We start from the raw sequence: 26352 nt of genomic DNA, 5'->3' as shown, positions 1-26352 counted from the left end.
TGATCGCTGCGTGGCGGCGGCCCCGCTGCGTGAGCGCGGGCCGTGCGTCGGCGGAGGCCTCTCGGCTGGCCTGCCCGGTGTTCGGTCGGGTTTCGCCGCGGCACGTGGAGTTCTTCCCGGGTGAACCGGTCGCGAGAACGCCACCGGAGATGCGCGTTGGCGGTGGGAAAGCGGCCGGCTACGGGTATAACCGGATCACCGGCGACCAGCGGATCGCCAAAGGCAGCCGAATTCCGGGTGGCGCCGCGTCGCGGTCGGCTGCGACTGCTCCTCGCGCGTCGCGGACCACGGCAGACGGCCGAAAGGCGGGTGTGGCAGTGGGATGCGGCGAACCGGTGCTCTGGGGAATCTCCTTCGACGCGACCCCCATCTCGGGCGTGGTGGTCGAGTTCGTGAAGACCGCCCGGATCCTCTCCGAGCGCGGCTACCGCGTCCACCTCGACCTCGGGTACGACGTGAAGGCCGACAAGAACGCGTTCTTCCGGCCCTACCGGGACGAGGCCGCGCTGCTGCCGGACTGGGTTCGGCTCGCCCGGATCGACGGGCTCGACGCCGTGGCGGGATATGACGCGGATTTCGTGACCGCCGTGCTGCGCGAGGTGGTCCAGGCCGGCGACGACGAGCGGCTCGGGCCGCGCATCGATGCAGTCGCCGAGCAGATCAGTCGCCGCATCGTCGACACCTGGCGGCGGTTCGGCGTCTCGTTCGTGCTGGTGGAGAACGGCACGCTGCCGGAGAACATCACCTACACCCGGGCGCTGTATCTGGCCATCGAGCGGTACGGGCGCGAGGAGGGGCTCGGTCGGTTCGTGCTCTGGCGCGACCACGACCTGATGTGGCAGAGCGAGCCGGGCGCGGGCAAGTACGGAACCTTTCCCTATCCGCAGGCCGTCGCCCCCGCGGACTCACCGCACATCCAGTATCTGGTCCAGCACGCCGAGGCCCGCCGCCGGATGCTGCACTGGCAGCCCGATCTGCGTCACCTCGCGGTCCTGCCGAACACGTTCAGCGCGTCGCCGGCCGTCGTCGACGAACACAACGCCGCCTTCCGTCGGGACCACGGCATTCCGGCGCAGGCCCTCCTCATCGCCCGTCCCACCCGCCTCATTCCGCAGAAGCGCATCGACCGCGACATCCACCTCCTCGCGGCGCTGCTCGCCCATCCGCGGCTGGCCGACGACATTTACCTGTTCGTCACCGGCGACCGGGCGGAATCCCCGGCCGAGTACACGCGTCTCGCCGCGTTCGCCCGACGGCTCGGGGTGGCCGACCGGGTGGTGTTCGGCGGCTGGCTCGCCCCGCACGCCGGTGAGGTGGGTCGACCGGCGGGGCGCGGGTATTCGGTGCAGGACCTGTTCGCCCATGCCGACCTGGTCTCGTTCCTGACCTCCGGCGACTACGAGAGCTACGGCAATCCGATCGGGGAGGCCATCGCCGCCGGCGTTCCGTACATCACCACCGGCTACGACCTGTACGACGAGGTGTATGGCAGCGCCGGATTCCAGGCGCCGGTGATGGATCTCGCGGCCGGCGACCTGCCGACCCCCGACTTCGTCGACGCCGTCGCGGACCTGCTCGGCGACGCCGAGACGCGCCGGCGGACCGTCGCCGTCAACCACCGGCTCGGTGCCCGTCGCCTCGCCCTCGGTCGCCGCCTGGTCGGCGACCTGCTCGACGGTATGGTCGGGCCCGCGACGGCACCAGGGCCCACACCGGGGCCAACATCAGGGCCCACATCAGGGCCCACACCAAGGCCCACGCTGCGGCCGACACCGATGGACGCCGGCATCCGGATGACCGTCGTGCTGCCGGTCTACAACGAGGCCGCGAACCTGCCGGCGGTGCTGGCGTCCCTGTACGGCCAGCGCGGCGACGACGGGTCACCGCTGCGGGTCAGGGTGCCCTACGAGGTGGTGGTCGTCGACAACAACTCCACCGACGCCACCGTCGACGTCGCCCGCCGCTTCGCCGCCGCGCACCCCGACCTTCCTGTCCAGGTGATCCACGAAGGCGAGCAGGGGGTCGCCTGCGCCCGCCGGGCGGGCATGCAGTTCGCGGTCGCGCGCAGCCGGGCCCGGACCGACGCCGAGCCGGCCCGGCGGTTCTACCTGGTCTCCGCGGATGCGGACTGCCGGGTCGACCCCACCTGGCTGTGGGAGCTGTTCGTCGCCATGGAGGTGGGAAAGGCGGCGATCGGGGTCTGCGACTACTACTACCGCGCCGAGCACTTCGCCGGCCGGCCGCGGCTGTGGGCCGCGATCGACCGCACCCTGCGCTGCCGTGCGGTGACCTTCCGCCTGTTCGGCGGTTTTCCCGACGGAAAGGGCTTCGCGGTCGAGCGCGGCGCGTACGAGAAGGTCGGCGGAATAGAGATCTTCTATCAGGTTCAGGACGGCCGGTTCGTCCCGCACCTGTCCGACGACTGGGATTTCGGCATCTCGGTGCGAGGATCCGGTGAGGAGATCGTGTACGCGCCGAGATCGCGGGTCGAGATCAACCCCCGGCGGGTCGACCATGCCCTGGACGAGGTCATCGCCGGCCGGGCGTACGGTCAGGGCGGCACGATCGTGATGCGCGACATCCGGGACCCCGACCTCGCCGTCGACCGAGCCCGGGACCTCACCGCGGCGCAGGCCCGGCAGGCGTGGGAGTTCTCCGTCAAGGACTTCACGCCGAAGAACACGATCCTGCCCGTCCTGCTCACCCCGTCCCTGCTCGACGACGACGCCGTGGCGGACTTCTTCACGCCGTCGCTGGCCCGGCGGCTGGGCCGCCGCATCGCCGAGATCATCGACGAGATGCGCGTCGTCGACCTCACCCCGATCCACGCCTACAAGACGCCGAGCTACCGGCTGTACTTCGAGTTCGCCGACGAGATCTTCGCCCGGCTGCGGGCGACGGCGGGGTCGGACATCGGTCTACCACCGCCGCTGCCCACCTGCCTGCGCGAGGTCCCCGCCGGCCGTTTCCGGGAGTTCGTCCGCTATTACTGCGAGGACCGGGAATCGGGTGCGGCCCACGACTACTTCGGCAACGGCGGGGTGTTCTGATGACCATCGTCGACGAGAACGCGGAACTGGCGTCTCTGCGGGAACTCGACCCGTCGTACCCGGCTCCGACGGTGCTGTCCGTGCTCGGCGCGCCGCGGAACCGGGAGCTGCTGGACTACGTCGCCCGGGATCCGTTCGGTGCGCACGTCTTTCCCGGCGACCTGGCCGACCATCCGCCGGAGCGTTTCCTCGCCGACCTCGCCGACCAGCTCGCCGACACCGCGCCCATCCACCTGTGGTCCTACATTCCGACCTGTTCCTACCGCTGCCGATTCTGCCAGTACCCGACGGTCCTGATCGCCGGTGAACCCGCGGTGGCCGCGGACCGGGCGGCCCGGTGGGTGGACCTGAACATCGCCGAGGCCCGCCTCTGGCTCGACCGGGTGCCCACGCTGGCGGCTGCGCCCGTCGGCGAGTTCAACGTCTTCGGCGGCACACCGTCCCTGCTGCCCGCATCCGCCATCCGCCGGCTTCTCGGGTTCTACCGGGAGCACTTCGGTTTCACCCCCGACACCGCGATCCGGTTCGAGGGCGATCCCAGCAGCCTGACGGCCGAGAAGTTGGAGACGCTCGCCGAGCTCGGCGTCACCAAGCTGTCCTGCGGGGTGCAGTCCTTCGACGACCGGGTGCTGGCGCAGTCCGGCCGGCCGCACACCGGCGCACGGTGCGTGGAGTTCGTCCGGGACGCCCAGCGGCTGGGATTCGCCTGGATCAGCGTCGACCTGATGTACGGCCTGCTCGACCAGACCGTCGACAGCGTCCGCCGGGACCTGGCCGTCGTCGTGGACACCGGACTGACCGCGGTGGTCTGCACGAAACTCCACCTGCGGCCGTACGCCGAGACGAGGACCGGGGTCGCCGGGGAACGACCGGCGGCCTGGCAGATCCCCGCCTACCGCGACCGGCTCGCCGCGGAAGGTCACCGGTGGCCGACGCTGGGCGAGCAGTACCAGATGCGTGAGGTGCTCACCGACGGGCTGGTCGACGCCGGCTATGTGGAGCATCCGACCATGTACTTCGCCCGCGCCGGGCTCGGCCCCGAGACCTGGAAGTCGATCATGGTGGATCAGGACCGGCAGGAGGCCGAAGTGGCGATCGGTCTCGGTGGCAGTTCGAGCTGCCGGACCTCGGAGGCGATCACCGAGGTGGCCTGGGGGCGCTACGCCGCGGCCGTCGAGTCCGGGCGGCTGCCGCTGGCGTCCGCCACCTCGTTCTCGCCGGCCGCCCGTGAGGCACGGGCGATCCGAATGGCCCTGTCCACCCTGCAGCCGCTGCGGGACCGCCTGCACCGCGCCCGGTTCCCCGGCAGCTGCCTGCTCGACGAGCCGTGGCTCGGCCGGTTCCGCGCCCTGGCCGAGCGCGGGCTCGTCGGCGTCGACGAGGCCGCCGGGACGGTGACGCTGACCCGGGACGGCCGTACGCTGGTCGAGGCGATCATCAACACCGCCCTGTGACGACAGGGCGGTGGCGCCCGCCGGTCAGCAGTCCCGCCGGTCAGCAGTGCGCGGCGTGCAGGAGTGCCGAGACCGCGGTGAGCCTCAGCATGATCAGTTCATTCGCGTCCAGGATGTGTCGAAGCTCGTCGGGGTGGGCGAGCCGGTTCGTCAGCAGGGTGCGCATGGACCGGTCGTAGGCCATGCGCCGGCCGGGTCCGGCCCGCTTCGCGGCGTACATCGCGATGTCGGCGGCGTTCAGCAGCTCCTCGCCGCCGCCCAGCTCCTCGCCGCCCAGCTCGGGGCCGGACAGCTCGGGACCGGACAGGGCGAGGCCGACGCTGCCGGTCAGCACGATGGGCGCCTCCCGCAGCTGGCTCGGCACCTCCAGCGCCGCGAGCACCCGGTCGGCGATCGTCGCCAGGTCCGCGATGCTGTCCACGTTCTCGCACAGGACGGCGAACTCGTCTCCGGCGAGCCGGCCCACCACGTCACCGGGGCGCACCGCGTGCCCCAGGCGGTCGGCGGTGGCCCGCAGCACCTCGTCGCCGGCCTGGTGGCCGAGGGTGTCGTTGACCGCCTTGAACCCGTCGAGGTCGATGAAGAGCACCCCGACCCGGCGGTCGTCGTGGCGGGCGCGGCGCAGCGCCCGGCCGAGATGGTCGAGCAGGGCGGTGCGGTTCGGCAACCCGGTGAGTCCGTCGTGCAGGGATCGGTGGCGGATCTCGCTCTCCATCCGGAAGCGGATGGCCGCCGACCCGAGTACCGCGGCGACGGAGTGGAGGAACGCGTCGTCCTGGTCGGTGAACGGCTCCGCGCCCGGTGGCCGGCGGACCTCGATCGTCGCCAGGACCTGGTCGGCCCGCCCGACCGGGACCGTCCGGCCGCCGGCGTCCGCGGTGCCCGCCTCCCCGGTGCCCGCGTCCCCGGTGCCCGCGTCCCCGGTGGCCGGGGCCGAGCCCGCCGCGGCCTCGGGCGGGACGCGCCGATCCACCAGGGCGAGCAGGTCACCCCGGTGTCCGTGCTCGTCCACGTCGTGGGCCTGCACGAGGTCGGCGCCGAGATGGTCGGCCAGCGCCGTCACCGCGTGCTCCCACAGCGCGGCCGGGGATTCGGCCTCCAGCGCCCGCTGGCCGAGCTCGGCGATCACCGCCTGTTCGGCGGACCGGACCCGCAGGTCCGCCAAGGCCTGCTGTCGTTCGGTGATGTCGGTGACCACCGCGGCGACGGAACCCACCTCGCCGCCGTCCCGGATGGGCACGAGATGCACGTCGAGGCAGCGGCCGTACGCCTCGACGATCTCGTTGACCCGTTCCCCGGCCAGTGCCCTGCGCATGATCGAAACGGCCTGCGGAAGATCGGCGAACGTCGTGAAGATGGAGGACTGACGCGCCTCCCACAGCCCCGCCGCAGCCTGCGGGCTCACCGTCCCCTCGCTCACCAGGACCCGGCCGTCGCGGTCCGCCAGGAAGATCGACACCGGGGTGTTCTCCACCACGAGCCGGAGCCGGTCGTGCGCGGCGATCTCCTCGGACACGTCCTGGAGAGTGGAGAGGAAGTACTCTTCCCCGCCGGAATCGGTCAGCAGCGCGATCGTGGACAGGGCGTGCACGATGGCGCCGTCCGGGTGCAGCAGGCGCAGCATCATCCGGGTCCTGGGCTGGCCCGTCGCGAGCCGCAGGCGCGCCTGCTCGGACCAGCGTTCCCTGTCCTCCGGGACGGCGATGTCCTCCCAGGTCAGGCCGACGACCTCGGACTCGGGGCGGCCGAGCACGGCGCAGGCCGCCGCGTTGGCGCGCCGGATGCGATGATCCCGCGCACCGGTCTCGACGACCGCTATGTCCAGTACCTCAAAAAGGTCCGGACGCTCCCCCTGCGTCACGACCGCTCCCACTCCGCCCGGCTGGTCCCTGGAGTCTTATACCCGATCGCGCCGAAGGTAATCAGTCAGACACAATGCGCATCACCCGCGAAGATGGTGGCGGTAGGCCGCGGGTCACCGGGGTTTGACCAGTCCCTCGCCGCCGGCCGCGGCCGTGGGTGTCGGCGGCGCTCGCTACAGTGATTTCGGCCGTGATCCGCCCGGGTCACCAGTCGCACACGGGGAGATCGACGGGATGGATGTGGCGAAGGCGGTCCGCCGGGTGATCCCGGGGGATCCGGAGACGACGCGCGACCGGGTGATGGTGCCGGCGCGCTCGCTGTGGCGCAGGGCCTGGACCCGGCGCGGCATCGACATCACCTCGTCCATGGCGACGAGATCCTGTCTCGTGGTCGCCCCGCATCCCGACGACGAGACGCTGGGGTGCGCGGTGGCGATCCTGCGCAAGCGGGCCGCCGGCACCCCGGTCACGGTGGTGATCGTCAGTGACGGTTCCCGCGGGGAGCCGGCGACGCTGCCCCCGGCGGAGTTGGTCGAGCTGCGCAAGGCCGAGACCCGCCGGGCCTGCGCCCTGCTGGATGTCGACGAGTCCGACGTGCTGTTCCTCGGATTTCCCGACGCGGAGCTCAGCGACCGGGTGGCGGCCGTCGCCGCGCGGATCGGCGAGCTCATCGGCGCCCTCGAGCCCGAGCAGATCCTGGCGCCGACCTCCTGCGAGGGCCATCCGGACCACGACGCGACCAACGAGGCGGTCCGCCGGGCGGTGGCGGCGACCGGGTACCGCGGCCAGGTGCTCGAATACACCGTCTGGCTCTGGACGCACTGGCCCTGGACCCTGGGGTACGGGTCGGCGGGCTGGTCGGCGCAGCGGCTGCTCGTCCAGCCGGTCCACCGGCTGCGGGAACGCCGTCCGCTGCTGGTGGACGCACGTGGCCTGCGCGAGCGCCAGCGCCTGGCCCTCGCGGAGCACGCCACCCAGGTGGGGGAGGGGGACGCGGAGCCCGACGCCGCCGCGCCGGTGACCGGCTCGCTGCTCGCGACCCTGCAGAGCCCGTACGAGGTCTACGTCGACGCGGGGGCGCTGAACCATCTCGACTTCGACCGCCCGTGGCGTTCCGACGCCGGCTCCGGCCAGCACCAGTAGCGCGGGCCGGCCCGCGCCGCCCACAGCACGGCGGGCGATCGGTCCGGGCCGGCGGGGCGGGCGTCGCGTCAGCCGCGGGGGGCGGGCCAGTGCCGGCGCCGCTCCCCGGGCAGGTCGGGGTAGAGGGCGCCGGTGCTCGGGGGGCTCGACCGGCGCCGCTGCTGCGGCAGGTTCTGCGCCCCGAAGTGCGCGATGGCCCGCCGGTACGCCTCGACCTTGCGCCGGGCGATGGCCGCGGGTTCGATCTCGACCACGCCGAGACGCCCCCGGGCCCCGAACGCGCTCGCCCGCGCGGGGTCGAGCAGGAACGGCGCCAGCGCGTCGGCCAGCGGCGCCGGATCGCCCGCCGGAACCGAGGACCCCGCCTCCCACCGCTCGACGAAGGGCGCGACCCCGGCCTGGTTCGTGGTCACCACCGGCCGCCCGGCCGCCATCGCCTCGGCGGCGACGATCGAGAAGCTCTCGAAGCGGCTCGGCACCGCGACGACCCGGGCCCGCCGGTAGACCTCCTGGAGCTGCGCACTGGACAGGTGGCCGGTGAACTCCACGTCCAGCCCGAGCTGGAAGGCCCGACGGGCCAGCCACTCGCCCGAGGCGATCCCGTCGATCTCACCCGCCGAGCGCCCCGCGAGCACCAGCCGGTGCGACACCCCCGCCGCCCGCAGCCGCGCCGAGGCGTCGAGCAGGACGTCCACGCCCTTGAAGGCCTCGAGCCGGCCCACGCAGGCGATGGTCGGCGTGGTGTCGGCGACGTCGGGAACGCTCAGCCACGGCTCCGCGTCGAAGGGGTTGGGAATCACCTCGACCTCGCGGTCATCCAGCCAGCCCCGCTCCCGCAGCGTGTCGACGAGGAGCTGGGACGGGGAGGTGACCACGTCGGCCCGGGCGGTCGAGATCCGGTCCAACCGGTCGGCGAGCAGACCCTTCGCCCCGATCGGCTGGCCCGAGAGCCGGACCGTGAGCATGGTCGGGCAGTGCAGGTGAATGGCCAGCGGAACCGAGTGGCGCGCCGCCTGGATCAGGGCCCGGGTCTCGCCGTCCTGCGTCTCGATCACGTCCGGTCGCAGCCCGAGCTGGCGGGTCCACAGGGTGTAGGACAGCGGGAGGCTGGCCCGCAGCGTCAGCGAGTCACGCGGGTACAGCGGCCCTCGAAGCTGGGCGCCTATCCTTCCCAGCGCGCGGCTGACCGGCACTCGCAGTAACGGGCGCCGGTGGACGTGCACCCCGTCCTCCACGGAGTCGGCAATCTGGTAACCCTGCGCGCACAGCACATGGACCTCGTGGCCGAGCCGTGCGAGCGCCGCGGCCAGGGCGGCCGTGTAGGTACCCGCGCCGTCCCAGACGACCGGCGGGTACTGCTCGCAGAAGAAGAGAATGCACAGCCGCTGGAAAGAGAGCAATGACTCCGCCACGTGGTGTCCCCGATTCCGCCGTGCCGTAACGAGAGAGTGCGAAGAATATCGCCAATACGTTACTGGGTGGACGGGTCGCGCGTACGTGCGGTCCGCTGGTTCCAGCGAGTTTGAGGGAAACTTAAGGTGACGAGTTGGTGCTGGTACCCCGGTCGTGCCGGTCGCGGCGGCCGTGGGGCGGTCCACCAACCGGCGGCGCTTGCCGACGGGCAAAAGTTAACATTCGCGTAAGGGTGGAGTGCGGCCGTGTGGTTCGGCGGTCCCTCGGGTCGGACCGCAGGTCTTACTGACGGTTCAAAATGGGATCTATCGTCCCTTTCAACTCCGTGACGTGGAGATGGGGCGTGCCGGCCGCGGAGTTCGACGACCGGGTTGGCGCCGGAGTTCGGCGGTCTCGCCCGTGACCAGGCCCCGCCGTTCCCGCCCGATGGCTGATCCCGGCGGGTGACTGATCTCGGCGGGCGACCGTTCCCGCCCGATGGCTGATCCCGCCCGCTGGCTGATCCCGCCCGCTGGCCGATCCATCGGGCGGCTCCGATCCCGTCCGGTGACTCCAGATGCCGTCCGGTGGCTCCGATTCCTTCCGGCGGCGTGGATTCAGCCCGGCGACAGGGCGCCGTGGACCCGCGCGGCGCGTCGATGGCGGTGCGCGGATCCGGCGGGCCTGTCAGTCGAACAACCGCGGGCGGGCGGCGCGATCCCCGCCGGCTGGCAGCGAACCGTCAGGGGCGGTCGAGGTCCAGATCCAGGCCGAGCATGCGGATGGCATTGCCTCGCATGATCTTGTAGATCTCGTCGTCGGGGACGCCCGCCATGAGTCGCTCGGCGACCTCCCGGGTGTTCGGCCAGGTGGAGTCGGTGTGCGGATAGTCGGTCTCGAAGGTGATGTTGTCGATGCCGACGTCGTGCCGGGACCGGACGCCGAAGCGGTCGTCGAAGAAGCAGCCGAAGATGCGGTTGTGGTAGTAGTGCGACGGCGGCTCGGGCAGGCCTCCGTCGCCGAGCCAGGAACGGGCGTCACGCCACTTGGCGTCGATCCGCTCCAGCAGGAACGGAATCCAGCCGATCTGTGACTCGGAATAGGCGAGCTTCAGGTTCGGGTAACGGACCATGAGACCCGACCAGAGATAGTCCGACATCGAGGCCATGGCATTGTTGAACGCGACGGAGGCGTTCACCGCGTGCGGCGCGTCCGCCGACGTCGACGGCATGCGCGAGGACGACCCGATGTGCATGCAGACGACGGTGCCGGTCTCGTCGCAGGCCTCGAACAGCGGGTCCCAGTAGCCGGAGTGGATGCTGGGCAGGCCGAGGAACGGCGGGATCTCGCTGAACGCCACGGCCCGGACGCCGCGGGCGGCGTTGCGCCGGACCTCGGCCGCCGCGCGGTCGGCGTCCCACAGCGGGACCAGGCACAACGGGATGAGTCGCCCGCCGGAGTCGCCGCACCACTCCTCGACCATCCAGTCGTTGTAGGCCTCGACGCAGGCCAGGCCGAGCTCGCGGTCGTCGGTCGCCTCGTGGAAGGTCTGGCCGCAGAACCGGGGGAACGTGGGGAAGCACAGCGACGCCTCGACCCAGTTCACGTCCATGTCCTCCAGCCGGGCCTTCGGGTCGTAGCAGCCCGGCCGCATCTCGTCGTAGGTGATCGAGGTCAGCGACATCTCCTCGCGGGCGAATCCGACCGCGGCCGTGGTGCGCTTCTGGACGAAGACCAGATCCTCGAAGACCCAGCAGTCCGCCGGACGCCCGCTCGGGTCGAAATCGTGGGCGTACTTCGGGCCCGCGCCGACCACCCGGATTCTCGCGACCCCACGACGCTCGACCCGGGGGCCGCGCTCGCGAAACCTCGCGGGCAGCCAGCTCTGCCACAGATGGGCCGGCTCGACGACGTGGTCATCGGTGCTGACGATCCTCGGGAGTTCGATCCTGGGGACTTCGATCCTGGGGAGTTCCATGCGCGCCTCGCAGCTCTCCGAACCGGCCGATGGCCCGAACGTAACGCCGACAAGATGTCGCCTACCTGTCGGTCATCGCCGGTGTACGGATAAAGCCCGTTTTTTCGGGCTGAAAAGCGCGGATCGTTTCAGAGCCTCCCGCGGATCGTGGAACGCTGACATTCGACCGAGGAGTCGGGATATCGTCCAGCATCCGCAGAGTGACACGCGACACACAGTCCATCGCCGTTCGTGCACGTCGCGACCGTCGCCGCGAGAGGAGCCGGACATGCGGGCAGACACGCAGGCGCAGCGGGCCCAGGAGCCCGGTGGCGACCCTCGCCGGGAGGTGCGGCTGGACGGTCCCGTCGTCGTGGTGGCCGACGGTGCCCGGCCCGACGCCGAGGCGCTGGCCCTGCTGGCGGGCCGCGAGCGGTGGCGGCTGGTCGAGGCCTCGGGAGCGGACGCCGCCCGCCGCGCCACCTCGCTGCGCAGGGCGTCGCTGGTCGCCGTCGTCACCGACGACCCGCGGTTCGCCGTCGAGGTGACCCGCGCGATGTGCCGCGCCTGCGACGCCCCGGTCATCGTCCTGGGCGACCTCGACCCGATGGTCCGGGTGCGTGTGCTCACCGACGGGGCGGACCTGGCCCTGCCGACCGGGCTGGACCCGTCCGCCCTGGGGGCGCAGATCATCGCCCTGCTCCGCCGGGTCAGCGACACCTGGGAGCCGACCGTGCGCTACCTGAGCGCCGCCGAGCTGCACGTCGACCTGTGGGCCCGGACCTGCCTGCTGGACGGGGCGGAGCTCGCCCTGTCGCCCACCGAGTTCCGCCTGCTCGTCTACCTGATGCACCACCCGCACCGGGCCCTGCCGCGGTTGCGGATCGTCCGCACGCTGTGGGGCAACGCCGGCGGGCCGGGCGACACCAACGCCCTGCGCATCCAGATCTCCCGGCTCCGCCACAAGATCACTGCCGCGGGGCGGCCGACGCCGCTGATCCGCGCGGTGCGCGGCGTCGGGTACGAGTTCACCGAGAACGTCCTGGAGATGGGCGACGACGTCGGCGGCGGCGCCGCCCGGCCGACCTCGCTGACCTCGCTGACGATGCCGCGCACGGTCCTCGACGTCGCCCGCCGGCTGCCCCGCGCCTCGCAGACCGCGGCGGCGGAGTTCCTCACCACCACGCTGGTGACCAGCGCCGCCTGTGACGCCGCGGCGATCTTCCGCCGCGGCGGCGGGCACATGCACCTCGTCGCCGAGCGGGGCAACACCGCGCGCTGGCGGGAGCTGATGGCGGGCGGCGTGCCCCTGCGGTCCAGCTTCGCCCAGGTCCATGCGTTCGAGACCAACCAGCCGACCCAGATCGCCGACATCGTCGGCGGCGCGCACGGCTACCGGGAGACCACTCGCGCGCTGGCGGCCGACGGCTTCCACAGCTGTCTGTTCGTGCCGATCTTCAACGGCCCCACCGCCTGGGGCGGGCTGGGCCTGGCCAGCCGCTCCCGCCGCCCGCTCGACCCGGCCGTCACGACCTTCGGCGTGGCGATCGCCGCCATGTTCTCGCTGGTCATCCGGCCGGCGTCCGACCTGGCGGGATGACGGCGCCCCGGCGGTTCCCCGGGCCCGCGATCGAACGTCAACCGACATCTTCCCGGCGGTAGCGTCCCGCCCGAGGAGGACGATCGATGACTTTCACGAACTCCCCGCGCAGGGTCGTTCCCGCACCGGTCCGCCCCGCCGACGCACAGGCGCCCGCCCGCCTGAGCCACCTGGCCCTGGTGACGCGCGACGCCGCCGCCACCACCGATTTCTACAGCACCGTGATGCGGATGGAACTCGTCGCCGCGGTGATGCACGAGCGGGTGCCGTCGACCGGGGACACCATGCCCTACCTGCACATCTTCTTCCGGATGCAGGACGGCTCGACGGTGGCCTTCTTCGAGGTTCCCGACCTGCCCGCCGCGGCGGCGCCCTCCCATCCGGCCCATGACGTCTTCCGGCACATTGCCCTGGAGGTGCCCACCACGGACATGGTCGATGAATGGCGGGAATGGGTGCGCGGGCACGGCGTCGACGTTCTCGGCCCGGTCGACCACACCATCATCTACAGCATCTACTTCCATGATCCCGACGGCAACCGGCTCGAGATCACGACGCCGCTGGTCGCCGACTGGAACGATCGGCCGATCCAGGCCCGTCGGGCGCTGGAGGCGTGGACGGCGACGAAGGAACGGGCCCGCCGCGACGGCACCGAGGTCTCGGCCGCGCTGCACGAGCTCGTCGTCACGTCCGAGCCGACCACCTTCGACTGAGGCGCCGATGCTGTACGAGCTGCGCCGCTACGAGCTGTTCGGCCACAACCGCGACGCCCTGCACGACCGGTTCGCCGACCACACCGTGCCCCTGTTCGACCGGCACGGCTTCCGTCAGGTCGGCTACTTCGAGACCGTGATCGGCGACGGCCCTGACCTCACCTACCTGCTCGCCTGGGACGGCCTCGACGAACGCCAGCGGGCCTGGGCCGACTTCCACCGGGACCCCGAGTGGGCCGAGGTGCGCCTGCGCAGCACCGCCGAGCACGGGCTGCTCGTGGCGAGAACCCACAGCAGCATCCTGCGCCCCCTGCCGTTCTCGAACCTGCGCTGACGGCAACCTGCGCTGACGGCAACCTGCGCTGACGGGGTCCCTGGCGCGCACGACGGCGGCATCCGGTGTACTGGGCGCACCGAGCGTCCGGTGTACCGAGGCAGCTCAGCCGGGCAGGTAGGCGGTTCCGGCGAGCAGCCGCCGGGCGGTGCGCAGCACGCCCACCGCCACGATCTCCCGACCCGCACGGTCCGAGGTCCGGACGGTGACGGTCAGGGTGCCCCTGGGGTGCGCGATGCGGACCGTCTCCGGGCCGGCGGCGTCGGAAGCGGTGGTGCCGGGGGCGGTGGTGCCGGCGTCGGTGTCGGCGGCGTCGGTGTCGGTGTCGGTGGTGTGGGTGTCGGTGTCGGTGGTGTGGGTGTCGGTGGCGACCCGGGCGTAGGCGAACGGCAGGGTGCCGGCGGTGCGGGCGGCGGCGGCGGCGCACAGCGCGGTGGTGATCGGGCAGGCGTGGTGGGCGCGTCCCAGCGACGTCGCCCGGACCACGAGATCGGCCGATGGCGGCGGCGGGGAGACGATGGTGAGCCGGGGCAGGACCGGGGAGTCGACCGCGGCCGCGGCCTCGTCGGACGCGAGCCCCATGCGGGCGGCGCCGGCGGCGCGGATGGACTCCAGCCGCGCGAGCAGGCCCGGCCTGGCGTTGAGGGCGGCCGGCGCCTCGTCGCCGCGCAGCCCGAGATCCGCCGCCCGGACGAACACGATCGGCGCCGCGAGGTCGACGAGCGACACCTCGATCGGCCCGCCGACGCTCGGCGTGAGCACGTCGCGCGGTCGGCCGGTCGGCAGCAGCGCCCCGGTGACCGGACCAGCCGGGTCGAGGTACTCGGTCAGCACCGCGAGCCCCGTGGTGGGCATCCCCGCGAGCCGTGCCTCCTCCCGCCAGTCGCCCTCCCGTCCGTCGCGGTCCGGCCCGTCACCCTCCGGCCCGTCACCCTCCGGCCCGACGGCGTCCGGCCTGTCACCCTCCGGCCCGACGGCGTCCGGCCCGACGCCGCGGGTCGGCGGGGCCGGCACGAGAGCGTCGATGCGCTGCCCCAGGTTGCGGTTGAACATCCGCACCAGGCCGGGTCGGGCGTCGCCGGCGAGCAGGCCCTCCTCCAGCGCGTACACCGCGGCCGCGGCGGTGAGGTTCCCGCAGTTGCCGGCGTAGTCGACGATCGGACGGTCGATGCCGACCTGGACGAACAGGTAGTCGATGTCGCAGCCCGGGTGCTCGCTCGGCCGGACCAGCACCACCTTGCTGGTGCTCGAATGCGTCCCGCCGAGCCCGTCGAGCTGCATCGGGTCGGGCGAGCCCAGCAGGGCCAGGATCGCCCGGTCCCGCTCGGGCCCGGCGCCGGGCAGCGCGTCGTCGGTGACGAACACGCCCTTGCTCGTCCCGCCGCGCATGAGCACCAGCGGAATCGCGGTGGCGGTGCTGAGAGCCATGTCCGTCCTCCGTTCGCGGCGACACCCGGATGCTAGGTCGCCGTCGGCCCGGCGGCACCGGGCTCGTGGCGCTGGCATCGAACCGAAAGGGTTCCGCGCATACCGTGCTGGCGCGGGATCACGGGCCTGCCGCCGGCGCAGGGCCGTCGTACAGACGGCCGTCGCGCCGGTGGGTCGTACGGATGGGCCGTCGCGTAGGAGGCCGGGCGAAGGAGGAGGACGTGGCGGGGTCGGAGCCCGGGGCGGGTTCGCTGGACAGGTTGTTGAACCCGGCGTCCGTGGCCGTCGTCGGGGTGAGCGAGCGGCGTCCCATGTCCAACGTCGCCGTGGGCCACCTGCTCGCCGCGCCCGTCGAGCTGCACCTGGTCAGCCCCCGCCCCGGCGTCGCCTACGGACGGTCGACGGTCGCCAGCCTGCGGGCGGTCGGCGGGCCGGTCGACGCCGTGTTCAGCCTGGTCGGCGCGGCAGGGTCGGTGGGCGTCGTCGAGGAGGCGGCGCAGCTCGGGTGCGGCGGGGTGGTCGTCGTGGCCAGCGGGTTCGCCGAGGCCGGCGACGAGGGCCGCGAGCGCCAGGACCGCCTCGCCCGGGCCGCGGCCGGCGCCGCCCTGCCGGTGTGCGGGCCGAACTGCACCGGTCTGGTGAACGTCACCAGTGGGGTCTCGCTGTTCACCGGGACGGCGGTGGCGGTGCCGGCCGGCGGGGTCTCCCTGGTGTCCTCCAGCGGGTACCTGATGCGCGCGGCGATGGCGGCGGCCCGCGAGCGCAACCTCGGCCTGCGCCTGGCGGTCTCGGCCGGCAACGAGGCGGTCACGGTGCTGGCCGACTACCTCGACTTCCTCGTGGCCGATCCGCTTACCCGCGTCATCACCGTCGTCATCGAGAAGCTGCGCGACCCGGCGTCGTTCTTCGCGGCGGTCGAGCGCGCCCGGGCGGCCGGCAAGCCCGTCGTCGTGCTCAAACTCGGCCGCAGCGAGCGGGCGCGGGCCATCGTGCGCTCGCACACCGGGGCGCTGACCGGCGAAAGCTGGGTCTACGACCTCGCGTTTCGCGCCGCCGGGGTCGTCGACGCCCGCGACGTCGACGACCTGATGGACCGGGCGGCGATCCTGGCCCAGCTGCCCGCGCACCGGCTGCGTCCGGTCGAGCGGATCGCCGTGATCGCCTCGTCGGGCGGCGTCGCCGCGCTGGCCTCCGACGTGCTGGCCGCCGACGTGCGGGCCGCCGACGTGCGGGCTTCGGACGTGCGGGCCGGCGAGGAGGTCGAGACGCCGGAGCTGACCGAGATCGCCGACGAGGTGCGGGCGATCATCCCTGGCGCCGAGGTCGTGAACCCGCTCGATCTGACCGGCTTCACCATGGCCCGGCGTGAGTCGCTCGACGACGTGCTGCGGATCTACCTCGCCGCCGAGGCGCTCGATGCCGTCGTCGTCACCTGGTGGCTTGACGAGGAGGACCGCGAGCGAGCGGAGGTGCTGCTCGGACCGGCCCGCGAGGCGGCGAGGCGCGCGGGCAAGCCGGTCGTGCTCACCACCGTGCAGCAGTCGCGGCTGGGGTCGTGGACCGCGACGGCCGGCGGGCCGGGGCTGGCCTTCGCCCGCGGTCTCGGCGGCGCGGTGCGCGGTCTGGCCGCGATCACCCGGCACCTGTCGCCGCAGCCCCGCGTGCGTCCGGCGGCCCCGCCCCGCCCGATCCCGCCACCGCGGCCGGCTGACGTGGTGCGCGGCGACGCCGGGGCGATGCTGTCGTTCGCCGCGACGATGACGCTGCTGGCCGAGCGCGGCCTGCCGGTCGCGCCGTGGGTGGTGCTCGACGATCCCGCCGACTGGCCGGCCCGCGCCGGTGACCTCGGCGGCGGCGCCCAGCTGGTCGTCAAGCTGGCCGACGTCGCGCACCGCACCGAGCTGGGCGCCGTTCGTCTCGGTGTTGCGTCCGGGAAGGTGACCGCGGTCGCCGCCGAGCTGCAGGCGATCGCCGCGGCCCACGGGGTGCCGCGCACCGTCGCCGTGCAGAGCCAGCTCGCCGGCGCCGGCGAGGCCTTCGTCGGCTACCAGGCCCGCACCGACCTCGGCCCGGTCGTCGTGGCCGGTCTCGGCGGCATCCTCGTCGAGCTGACCCGCACGGTTGTCGGCCGGCTGCTGCCGGTGGACGGCGCGGTCGTCGAGTCGATGCTGGACGAGCTCGGCGGGGCGACCGTGTTCCGGGGGCTGCGCGCGGGGGCCGGCTGGGACCGGTCGGCGTTGGCGAAGGCAGTGCTGGCCGTCGCCGAGCTGGGGGTGGCCGGCGCGGGCTGGATCGGCTCGATCGACGTCAACCCCCTGATCTGCTCGCCGTCGGGCTGCGTGGTGGCCGATGCGCTCGTGCTCGTCGAGAGAACCGATGCCGCCGCCGGGACGGTGACGCCGCCGCCGGGAACTGCCGCCACCGAACGCTGATGCCGCCGCCGAACGCTGATGCCGCCGCCGGGAACTGAAGTCGCTGGGAGGTCGTCGTGCCGTTGCCGAACGGGGTCGAGCGGGAACTGGTGGAGATACCGATTCCGCCGTCCGGGCGGGTGGACGTGTTCTCGGGCGTCGCCCGCCTGTCGGGGGCGATCTGGGCGGCCGAGGTGCGCCCGGCGGGCCCCAGGCCCAGCACGGCCGTGCTGATCGTGCACCCGACTGCCAACTTCCTCGGTCACTACGCGCTGGGGACGCTCGCCGAGCTCGGCGTCGCCGCGGTCGGGCTCGCCACCCGCTACGTGGGCAACGACGCCAACCTCAACGTCGAGAACTGCCTGCTCGACATCGGCGCCGCGATCGGCACGCTGCGCGGGCGGGGCTACGAGCGGATCGTGCTCGTCGGCAACTCGGGCGGAGGCTCGATCGTCCCCTACTACCAGGCGCAGGCCGAGCGGCCGACGGTCGTGGCCCCGCCGGGCGGCGTCGGGCCGGACCTCACCCGCGCCGACCTGCCGCCGGCCGACTCGATCGTGCTTTTCATGGCCCATCCCTCCCGCGCCCGGGTGTCGATGGAGTGGCTCGACCCGGCGATCATCGACGAGTCCGTGCCGTTCGGCCGGGACCCGGACCTCGATGCCTTCGACCCTCGCAACACCCCGCCGTTCTCCGCCGAGTTCATCGCCCGCTACCGCGCCGCGCAGCTCGCCCGCAACCGGCGGATCACCGCCTGGGCGCGGGCGCAGCTACGCCTGGTCACCGCCGCGGGACACTGGCCGGCGGGGCTGGACGACCTGGCGTTCGTCGTCCACGGCACCAGCGCCGACCTGCGCTTCCTCGATCCGGCCATCGACGCCAGCGACCGGACGATCGGCAGCACCCTGTGGGGCCGCCCCGAGATCGCCGACTACCTGCCGGCCGGGCTCAACCGCTACACGACGCTGCGGTCGTGGATCAACCAGTGGTCGATCGACGACACCAACGGCGACGCCCTGCGGTGGCTGCCGGGGCTGTCCACCCCGACGCTGGTCGTCGGCGGCTCGGCGGACACCGGCTCGCCGCCGGTGGTGCTCGAACAGCTCCACGACGCGATCGGGCCGGCGAAGAAGGACTACCTGCTCATCGACGGGGCGACGCACTACTTCGAGGGCCGGCCCGACCTGCTGCGCGCGGCGTGCGATGCGATCGCGACCTGGTGAGCCCCCGGCCGGAGACCTCGCCGTGACCGCGAACGGGGCGACGAGCGCGTCGGCCGCCACGTTCAGCGCGGCCTGGCGGCGCGCGGTCGCCGACCGGGGCGCGAGCCCGTTCCTGAGCTGGGAGTCCTCGACCGGGGCGGTGACGACGTGGACCTACGCCGAGTTCGACCGGCTCACCGGACGGGTCGCGGCCCGGCTGCGCGCGGCGGGCCTGCCCGCCGGCGGCGCCGTCCACCTCGCGCTGGCCAACTCGCCGGCCTTCGTCGCCGTGTGGCTGGCCGCCGTCGTCCTCGGCGCGCACATCGTGCCCGCCGACCCGGCCGCCACCGCCCCGGAGATCGCCGCGCAGCTCACCCGGACGAGGGCCGTGGTCGGGATCTGCTCGCCGCGGCGTCGGACGGTCTACGCCGAGGCAGCCGCAGCCGCAGCCGCAGCCGCAGCCGGGTCGGCCGGCGCCGGTTCGGACCTTGTCGTCTTCGCCGTCGACGAGGACGACGTCGAGCTTGCGACCCTGACCGGTGCCGCTGCCGGAACCGGACAGGCACCGTCGGCCGGCAGCCCTGACACTCCGGGCCTCGTCACTCCGGGCCTCGTCACTTCGGGCCCCGAAACGCCGGGCCTCGAAACGCCGGGCCCCGAAACGACTGCCGCGGTTCTGTTCACCTCCGGCACGACCAGCGCACCCAAGGGCGTGGTGATCACTCAGGCCAACTACGCCTTCGCGGGCGCGACGATGGCGGCGGCGGCCGGGCTGGGGCCCGCGGACCGCCAGCTCGTCGCGTTGCCACTGTTCCACGCGAACGCCCAGTACTACTCGTTCGCCGCCGCCATCTCCGTCGGGGCGAGTGTCGCCCTGCTCGGTTCCTTCTCGGCGTCGCGGTTCCTCGCGCAGGCCGCCCGGCACCGGGCAACGCACGCGAGCCTGTTCGCGGCCCCGATGCGGATGATCCTGGCCCGGGGCGCGCAGCGGCGCGACGCCCTGGTGCTGCGGCACGTGTGGTTCGCCCAGAACGTGACCGCCGACCAGTACGAGCGGCTCGCGGCCCTGCTCGGCTGCCGTCCCCGCCAGCTCTACGGGATGACGGAGACGACCGCGGCGGTCCTGACCAGCCGACCCGACGAGGCCCGCCCCGACGCGATGGGCCGTCCGACGCCGGGCTGCGCCGTGCGGCTGAGCCCCCGGCCGGACGGCGGCGAACGGGCGCCGGGGGAGGTCGGCGAGCTGCTCGTCGGCGGCGAGCGGGGCGCCCGGCTGTTTGCCGGGTACCTCGACGACCCCGGGACAACCCGGCGCGCCTTCGTCGACGGCTGGTTCCGCACCGGCGACCGGGCCTACCGCGACGCCGACGGTGTCTATCACTTCGCCGGTCGCGACAGCGAGACGCTGAAGGTGGCCGGCGAGAACGTGTCGGTGGTCGAGGTCGAGGCGGTCGTCGCCGAGCACCCCGGCGTGCTCGAGGCGGCGGTCGTCGGCCGGCCCGACCCGGTGCGCGACGAGGTCCCGGTCGCCTACGTCGTCGCCGACCCCCGCGGCGCCGCCCCCGGAGCCGAGGAGCTGGCCGCCTGGTGCCGGCGGCGGCTGAGCCCGGTCAAACGTCCCCGCGAGTTCGTCCTCGTCGACGAGCTCCCCCGAACCTCCGTCGGCAAGATCCGCAAGTTCCTCCTGCCCCCGGCCCCCGCACCCGACTCGTAGCCCAGGCGACGCCTATCGTCTCGCGCGGGCGAGGATGTGGTCATGCTGGTGATGCGCCCGGCACGGGCCGACGACCGGGCCGCGGTCGCAGAGATGATCATCGCACGGTCGACAGAAGTACCGGCTGTACCTGCTGGCGCGTCGAGCGCAGCGGTGGGTTTCGCCTGACCTGGTAGTGCCACTCCGGCTCGGGGCTGCCGGAGTGAAGGACCACAGTGAGTGACCGTCTCTGCGTTTGGCGGGCCGGAGCCTGGGCCAGTAGCGTGGTCATCACTTTCTCCCCGCCGTCCTCCGGGACTGGCGGGGCTTTTTTCTAGATCGGCTACGTCATGCCCCGCGAGTCGCTGTCTTCATCGACTATCAGAACGCCCACCTCTCGGCGTGCAGCAGGTTCCTGCCCTCCGGCACGCCTGGCCAGCGCGGACATGTGGATCCCGTGCGCGTGGCGCGGCGGATCGTCGATGGGCGACGACTCGGCGGTGAGCTGGCGGCTGTCCGCGGTCTGATGGCCAGGGGCTCCGGCGGGCCGTCACGAACCCTGCGTTCGCCTTTCGGCTGATCTCGTGATCAGGTTCGGACCTTCCGTGGCATTCCTCGACGAGGTGGTTCCGGGCGCCATGCCCGAAGACCCTCCAGCGTTTCGCCTCCTTCCTCAAGGAACCTGGAGAAGTAGTCGGCGAATGGAAGGCCTGACGCGGACTCGCGCACGGGGTCTGGCTGCCCCCGCGTACCAGCGCAACCGCTCCGCCAAGGAACGGTACGAGCGCAGGCGTGTCCTGGCCCGTCCGCACAACGAAGGGCTTGTCTAGCGGATGTACCTTTAGGCGGCTCGATCGCCATGCCCGCTGTGGCTGCGCGACGTGCCTTCGTGAACCCTGCCGACGGTCGTACGGGGGTCACATAGTGGCGTCGGGAGGGGTGGCGGGCATCCAAGGGGTGGTGAACTGGGCCGCGCGGGCGGCCTTCAGGCCGTGGACGCCCTGCTCGCGGCGGATCTCGGCGAAGGTGCGGCCGTCGGGGGCCTGCGCCCGTCCGCTCATCGCGAGGGTGATGACGTCGTAGCCCGAGGCCGCGACGCGGGCGGCCTCGTCGCCGGAGGCGTCGGCGGCGGCGTCCACGGCCCGCTTGTTCAGCGTGGTGGCCTCCCGGGGCATCCGGGCGAGCCGGGCAGCCAGGTCATGGGCGCGCGGGTGCAGCTCGGTGGCCGGCACGACCGCGGTGACCAGGCCGATCCGCTGAGCCAGGCCGGCGTCGATCAGCTCGCCGGTGAGGATCAGGAACTTCGCCCACTGACGTCCGATCAGCGGCACCAGCCCGGCCGCGCCGGGCAGCCCGAGGCGTCCCTCGGGCATGCCGAAGCGGGCGTCGTCGCCGGCGACGACCAGGTCACAGCTCGCGGCGAGGACGACGGCGGCGCCCAGGCAGTAGCCCCGCACGGCGGCGACCACCGGCAGCGGGCAGCGGCGCACCCGCCGGTGGAAGTCGTCGGCGGTCTCGCGGAAGCGCGCCTCGTCGGCGGCGTGCTCGCGGATCGGGTTGCCGGCCAGGTCCCCGCCGGCCGAGAACGCCGAGCCCGCGCCGGTGATGAGCACGGCGCCGACGGACGGGTCCGCCTCGGCGTCGGCGAGGGCGGCGAGGATCTGGTCGCGGGTGCCGCCGGGCCGCGCCGAGATGGGGTTGCGCGCCTGCGGGCGGTCGAGGCGGATCTCGGCGACCCCGTCCCGCGTGCCGTAGGCGATCTCGTCGAAGTCGGCGCGCCCGTCGGGATCCGTGAACCTGCCGGGGCCGGCGTGCTTGTCGAGGTCGGGGTGCCCGTCGAGGTCGGGGTGCCCGTCGAGGTCGGGGTGCTTGTCGAGATCCATGACGTTCCCGTCGGGTCAGGGGCGCGGGGCGGTGGGGGTGAAGCGGGCGGGCAGGTGCTTCACGCCATGCAGGAAGTTCGAGCGCAGCAGGTCCGGCTCGGCCGTCGCCTCGATGTCGGGCAGCAGCTCGAACAGGGTTCGGAACGCGATCGCCAGCTCGACCCGGGCGAGGTTGGCGCCCAGGCAGTGGTGCGGGCCGGGCGCGCCGAAGGTGACGTGCGGATTGGGGTCGCGCGTCACCCGGAAGGCGGTCGCGTCGTCGAAGTACGCCTCGTCCTGGTTGGCCGAGCGGTACCACAGCACGACCTTGTCACCCGCATCGAAGCGCTGCTCGCCGAGCGTCACCCCGTCGCGGGCGACCGTGCGACGCATGTACAGCACCGGAGAGGCCCACCGCAGCAGCTCCTCCACGGCGCCCGGGGTGTACCGGTCGAGGTCCGAGCGCCACAGCTCGCGCTGGTCCGGGAAACGGGTGAGCGCCGACAGCCCGTGGGCCAACGCGTTGCGGGTGGTCTCGTTGCCCGCCCCGACGAGCAGGTTGAAGAAGGTCGCCAGCTCCGTCGGGGTGAGGTTCTCCTCCTCCTGGGCGGCGACGAGCGAGCTGACCAGGTCGTCCTGTGGGTTGCGGATCCGGTCGCGGGCCAGCTCCTCCAGCAGGCCGCTCATGGCCTGGCCGGCGCCGTGCACGGCGCGCGCGACCGACCGGGGGGTCTGGTCCGGGACGTACTCCGGGTCGCTCGCACCCATCAGGATGTTCGTCTGCTCGAACAGGAACCGTTCCTCGCTGCGGGGAATGCCCAGCAGGTTGTTCACGATTCGCAGCGGCAGCAGCGCCGCGACCTCGGTGACGAAGTCGCACTCGCCCCGCCGCGCGACCGCGGAGATCACTTCGCGGCTGGTGCGGGCGATGTCCTCGACCAGCGCGGCCACCGCCTTCGGCGTGAAACCGCGGGCGACGATGCGCCGCTGGCGTGCGTGCTCCGGGTTGTCCATGTCGATGATCGAGCCGCGGAACTCGCGTAGGCGCGGCGGCTGGTCGAAGATCAGGCTGCCCTGGCCGGAGCAGAAGTCCGCCGGCCGCCGGCTCACCTCGCGCACGTCGTCCAGGCGGGTCAGCGCCCAGAAGCCGCCGCCGCGCGGGGCCCCGGTCAGGTCGAGCTCGGGGACGTACGGCCGCGGGTCGTGGGCGCGCAACCAGGCGAACGTCGCGTCGCGTTCGGCCGCCGGCCGAGTCCACCAGCTCAGGTCGTCCAGGACGTCGCCGGGCAGCCCTCGCGTCCCCGGCACGTCCCCGGTCGTGGTCATGCCGGCAGCCTCTCTACCTGCGCGGGCGCCGAAGCCGGACGCGCGTCGGGCGGCACCTGGGCGTCGGGCGGCACCTGGGCGTCGGGCGGCACCCGGGTGTGGGCCGCGCGCCGGGCGTCGAGGGCGTCGGCGGCCGGGTAACGCAGCACGGTGCGCAGGAAGCGGCCGCTGCGCATGTCCTCGTAGCCGTCGTTGACGCCGTCGAGAGGGTAGCTGTGGCTCACCACCGCGTCGAGGTCGACCTGGCCGTGCTGCCACAGCTCGATGATCTTCGGGATGTCGGCGCGGGCGTTGCCCGAACCGTAGATCGTGCCGACGATGTGCTTCTCGGACAGGGTCAGATCCATCATGTCCAGCGACACCGTCCGCTTCCCCGCCGGATGGACGTTGGTCACCACGACCCGGCCGCGGCTGGCGGTCATCGCCAGCGCCCGCCCGAGCAGTTCGCCGTCGCCGCGGCTCATCGTGCAGATGAACCGGTCGACCCCGCGGTTCCAGGTCGCCCCCCGGATGACGGCGGCGGCCTCGTCCCACGAGGTGGCGACGTGGGTCGCGCCGAGCCGAAGGATGAGCTCCTGCTTCTCGGCCACCGTCTCGACGGCGACGATGACGCGGGCGCCGGCCAGCCGGGCGCCCTGGATCGCCGCCGCGCCGATGCCCCCGACTCCCGCGACCGCGACCGTGTCGCCCGGCCGCACGTCGGCGGCGTACACCGCCGAGCCCCAGCCGGTGACGAAGCCGCAGCCCAGCAGGCAGGCCCGGTCCAGCGGGACGTGCTGCGGGATCCGGACGCAGCTCGACTCGTGGGCCACGGTGTGATGGGCGAACGTGCCGATCATGCAGGCGATCGCCAGGTCCTGGCCGCGGGCGTGGTGGCGCGCGGTGCCGTCGGCGATCTGGCGGCCCGTGTACATCTTCGCGCCGAGCTCACAGAGGTTCTGGTGGCCGGTCGCGCACTGCCGGCACCGCCCGCAGGACGGCACGAAGCCGAAGACGACATGGTCGCCGGGGACGACCGAGCTGACCCGGGAGCCGACCTCCAGCACGACCCCGGCGCCCTCGTGCCCGCCGACGCACGGCAGCCGGAACGGCATGTCACCGGTGACGATGTGCTCCTCCGAGTGACACAGACCGGAGGCGTGCAGCTCGACGAGCACCTCGTCCGGGCCGGGCGGATCGAGCTCGATCGGCTCGACCGACCACGGCGAACTGCGGTCCCACAGCACAGCGGCGAGGGTCTCCACGGCACCTTCTCTCGGTTTCGTGCTCTCGTTTCGTGTGGTTTGGGGTTCGTGCGGTTTCGGGTTCGTGCGGTTTCGGTCTCGTGCGGTTCTAATCCCGGTGCGGGTGCGGGTGCGGGTGCGGGTGCGGGTGCGGGTGCGGGTGCGGGTCGGTGGAGACTCAGCCGTCGGCGGGCCGGATGATCGACTGGAGCTCCACGAAGGCGTCGACGCCCTCGGGGCCGCCCTCGCGCCCGATGCCGGACGCGCCCATTCCGCCGAACGGGCTGCCCGGGTCCAGCGGCGCCGGCGAGTTCACGGCGACCGAGCCGGTGCGCAGCCGCGCGGCGACGCGCCCCGCCCGCTCGGGGTCCTCGCTCCACACCGACCCGGCCAGGCCGTAGTCGGAGTCGTTGGCCAGGGTGACGGCCTCCTCGACGCCGTCGTAGGGGATCACCACCGCCACCGGGCCGAAGATCTCCTCCCGGGCGACCGGGGCGTCGTTGCCGACCCCGGCCAGCAGCGTCGGCTCGACGAACCAGCCCCGGTCGAGCCCGGCCGGCCGGCCCCCGCCGGCGGCGACCCGGGCGCCGTCGGTCCGCGCGCGGGCGAGGTGCGCCTCGATCCGGGCCCGCGCGGACGCCGAGATGACCGGGCCGATCTGGGTCTTCGGCTCGGTCGGGTCGCCGACGCGCAGCGCGGCCACCCGCTCGGCCAGCGCGTCGACCACCTCGGAGTAGCGCGAGCGGGGGGCCAGGATGCGGGTCTGGGCCATGCAGACCTGGCCGGAGTTCGCCATCGCGCCGAAGGTGAGCGTGGTGACCGTCCGGCGGGTCAGCGACACGTCGTCCAGCAGAATCGCCGCCGACTTCCCGCCCAGCTCCAGGGTGCACCGGCGCAGGTCACGGCCGCAGACCTCGCCGATGCGCCGACCCACCGCCGTCGAGCCGGTGAAGGTGACCTTGTCGACGCCGGGATGGCCGACGAGGTACTCGCTCGCCGCGGTCCCGGCGGGCACGATGTTGACCACCCCGGGCGGCAGGCCCGCCTCGACGACCGCCTCGGCGAACAGGTAGGACCACACCGGCGCCGCCGGAGCCGGCTTCAACACGACCGTGCAGCCCGCGACCAGGGCCGGGCCGAGCTTGAGGGCGGTGATGAACAGCGGTGCGTTCCACGGGACGACGGCCCCGACGACGCCCACGGGCAGCCGCCGGACCAGCACCGAGCCGTGCGCCGCCGGCCGCTCGTCCGCCCACGGGTAGTCCCCGGCCAGCGCGGCGAAGGCGTCGAACGCCGCCAGGGCGGTGCCCACCTGGTAGGGCTGCGACCAGGACCGGGGCGAGCCGACCTCCGCCGTGAGCACCTCGGCGAGCTCGTCGGCCCGGGCGCGCAGCGCGTCGGCCAGCCGCACCAGCGCCGCCACCCGTTGCGGTGGGGTCGCGCGAGCCCAGGGGCCGTCGTCCAGCGCGCGCCGCGCGGCGGCCACGGCCCGGTCGACGTCGCCGATGCCGGCCGCCGCGACCACACCGATGGTCTCCTCGGTGGCCGGCGAGACCACGGCCAGCGTCTCCTCCGTCGTGGCGCCGACCCACCGGCCGTCGATGAACAGCTCCCGATGTTCGCGCACACCGACTCCTCGGTCGTCCCGGATTCCGCGCCGAATTCTAGGATCCTCGTCCGCGGGCATTCAATGATTTCTCTT

General features: G+C 73.1%; 17 protein-coding genes. 9 read left to right on the top strand and 8 right to left on the bottom strand.

Annotated elements, in window-relative coordinates:
• Positions 1 to 335: 335 nt before the first annotated feature.
• Entirely contained in the window at positions 336 to 3050 is a 2715-nt protein-coding gene (locus FRAAL_RS23070; protein ID WP_011606382.1) for a glycosyltransferase, read from the top strand.
• The gene (locus FRAAL_RS23065; protein WP_011606381.1) at positions 3050 to 4504 is read left to right on the top strand and encodes a radical SAM protein; all 1455 of its coding nucleotides are present in this window, start codon (positions 3050 to 3052) and stop codon (positions 4502 to 4504) included. Before FRAAL_RS23070 ends, FRAAL_RS23065 begins: the two co-directional genes overlap by 1 nt.
• Positions 4505 to 4544: 40 nt before the next feature.
• On the opposite strand, the gene FRAAL_RS23060 is transcribed toward FRAAL_RS23065, so the two are convergent.
• On the bottom strand, positions 4545 to 6365 hold the full coding sequence (locus tag FRAAL_RS23060; protein ID WP_041940900.1) for a sensor domain-containing protein: 1821 nt from the start codon (positions 6363 to 6365) through the stop codon (positions 4545 to 4547).
• A 235-nt stretch (positions 6366 to 6600) separates the two neighbouring features.
• Here FRAAL_RS23060 and FRAAL_RS23055 point away from each other — a divergent pair, with 235 nt between their 5' ends.
• The gene (locus FRAAL_RS23055; protein WP_041939670.1) at positions 6601 to 7509 is read left to right on the top strand and encodes a PIG-L deacetylase family protein; all 909 of its coding nucleotides are present in this window, start codon (positions 6601 to 6603) and stop codon (positions 7507 to 7509) included.
• A 68-nt stretch (positions 7510 to 7577) separates the two neighbouring features.
• On the opposite strand, the gene FRAAL_RS23050 is transcribed toward FRAAL_RS23055, so the two are convergent.
• Together FRAAL_RS23050 and FRAAL_RS23045 are read right to left on the bottom strand one after the other, a co-directional pair.
• Positions 7578 to 8921 (bottom strand): glycosyltransferase family 4 protein, encoded by a 1344-nt coding sequence (locus FRAAL_RS23050; RefSeq protein ID WP_041939669.1) that lies wholly within the window; start codon positions 8919 to 8921, stop codon positions 7578 to 7580.
• Between the two features lie 722 nt (positions 8922 to 9643).
• Positions 9644 to 10879 carry an amidohydrolase family protein gene (locus FRAAL_RS23045; protein ID WP_011606376.1) on the bottom strand — a complete coding sequence of 412 codons (1236 nt, stop codon included), beginning with the start codon at positions 10877 to 10879 and terminating at the stop codon, positions 9644 to 9646.
• 268 nt (positions 10880 to 11147) lie between these two features.
• Here FRAAL_RS23045 and FRAAL_RS23040 point away from each other — a divergent pair, with 268 nt between their 5' ends.
• From FRAAL_RS23040 to FRAAL_RS23030, 3 genes are all read left to right on the top strand, one after another.
• Positions 11148 to 12458 carry a winged helix-turn-helix transcriptional regulator gene (locus FRAAL_RS23040; RefSeq protein ID WP_011606375.1) on the top strand — a complete coding sequence of 437 codons (1311 nt, stop codon included), beginning with the start codon at positions 11148 to 11150 and terminating at the stop codon, positions 12456 to 12458.
• 86 nt (positions 12459 to 12544) lie between these two features.
• Positions 12545 to 13171 carry a VOC family protein gene (locus FRAAL_RS23035; RefSeq protein WP_011606374.1) on the top strand — a complete coding sequence of 209 codons (627 nt, stop codon included), beginning with the start codon at positions 12545 to 12547 and terminating at the stop codon, positions 13169 to 13171.
• A gap of 7 nt (positions 13172 to 13178) precedes the next feature.
• A complete protein-coding gene (locus FRAAL_RS23030) occupies positions 13179 to 13505 on the top strand; it encodes an NIPSNAP family protein (protein ID WP_011606373.1) in 327 nt (108 codons plus the stop codon).
• A gap of 105 nt (positions 13506 to 13610) precedes the next feature.
• On the opposite strand, the gene FRAAL_RS23025 is transcribed toward FRAAL_RS23030, so the two are convergent.
• Positions 13611 to 14933 (bottom strand): PrpF domain-containing protein, encoded by a 1323-nt coding sequence (locus FRAAL_RS23025; RefSeq protein WP_157892191.1) that lies wholly within the window; start codon positions 14931 to 14933, stop codon positions 13611 to 13613.
• A gap of 221 nt (positions 14934 to 15154) precedes the next feature.
• Here FRAAL_RS23025 and FRAAL_RS23020 point away from each other — a divergent pair, with 221 nt between their 5' ends.
• From FRAAL_RS23020 to FRAAL_RS23010, 3 genes are read left to right on the top strand one after another with little or no spacing between them, the layout of a single operon-like run.
• Positions 15155 to 17365: an acetate--CoA ligase family protein gene (locus FRAAL_RS23020; protein WP_231861215.1), complete on the top strand. Its 2211-nt coding sequence runs from the start codon at positions 15155 to 15157 to the stop codon at positions 17363 to 17365.
• 56 nt (positions 17366 to 17421) lie between these two features.
• A complete protein-coding gene (locus tag FRAAL_RS23015; RefSeq protein ID WP_011606370.1) occupies positions 17422 to 18567 on the top strand; it encodes an alpha/beta hydrolase in 1146 nt (381 codons plus the stop codon).
• A gap of 22 nt (positions 18568 to 18589) precedes the next feature.
• Positions 18590 to 20260 (top strand): class I adenylate-forming enzyme family protein, encoded by a 1671-nt coding sequence (locus FRAAL_RS23010; protein WP_011606369.1) that lies wholly within the window; start codon positions 18590 to 18592, stop codon positions 20258 to 20260.
• An 896-nt stretch (positions 20261 to 21156) separates the two neighbouring features.
• On the opposite strand, the gene FRAAL_RS23005 is transcribed toward FRAAL_RS23010, so the two are convergent.
• The 4 genes from FRAAL_RS23005 to FRAAL_RS22990 all read right to left on the bottom strand — a co-directional run bounded on the left by FRAAL_RS23005 (position 21157) and on the right by FRAAL_RS22990 (position 26337).
• Positions 21157 to 22122 carry an enoyl-CoA hydratase/isomerase family protein gene (locus FRAAL_RS23005; protein WP_011606367.1) on the bottom strand — a complete coding sequence of 322 codons (966 nt, stop codon included), beginning with the start codon at positions 22120 to 22122 and terminating at the stop codon, positions 21157 to 21159.
• Between the two features lie 15 nt (positions 22123 to 22137).
• Positions 22138 to 23427 (bottom strand): cytochrome P450, encoded by a 1290-nt coding sequence (locus FRAAL_RS23000; RefSeq protein WP_050997223.1) that lies wholly within the window; start codon positions 23425 to 23427, stop codon positions 22138 to 22140.
• Positions 23424 to 24671 (bottom strand): NDMA-dependent alcohol dehydrogenase, encoded by a 1248-nt coding sequence (locus FRAAL_RS22995; protein ID WP_011606365.1) that lies wholly within the window; start codon positions 24669 to 24671, stop codon positions 23424 to 23426. The genes FRAAL_RS23000 and FRAAL_RS22995 overlap by 4 nt, the downstream gene beginning before the upstream one ends.
• A 157-nt stretch (positions 24672 to 24828) precedes the next feature.
• A complete protein-coding gene (locus FRAAL_RS22990; RefSeq protein ID WP_011606364.1) occupies positions 24829 to 26337 on the bottom strand; it encodes an aldehyde dehydrogenase in 1509 nt (502 codons plus the stop codon).
• Positions 26338 to 26352 lie beyond the last annotated feature (15 nt).

Source organism: Frankia alni ACN14a (genome assembly GCF_000058485.1).
GTDB classification, from domain to species: Bacteria; Actinomycetota; Actinomycetes; order Frankiales; family Frankiaceae; genus Frankia; species Frankia alni.
The sequence above is the reverse complement of the archived record's forward strand: the minus strand, read 5'-3'. Positions and strand labels throughout refer to the sequence as shown.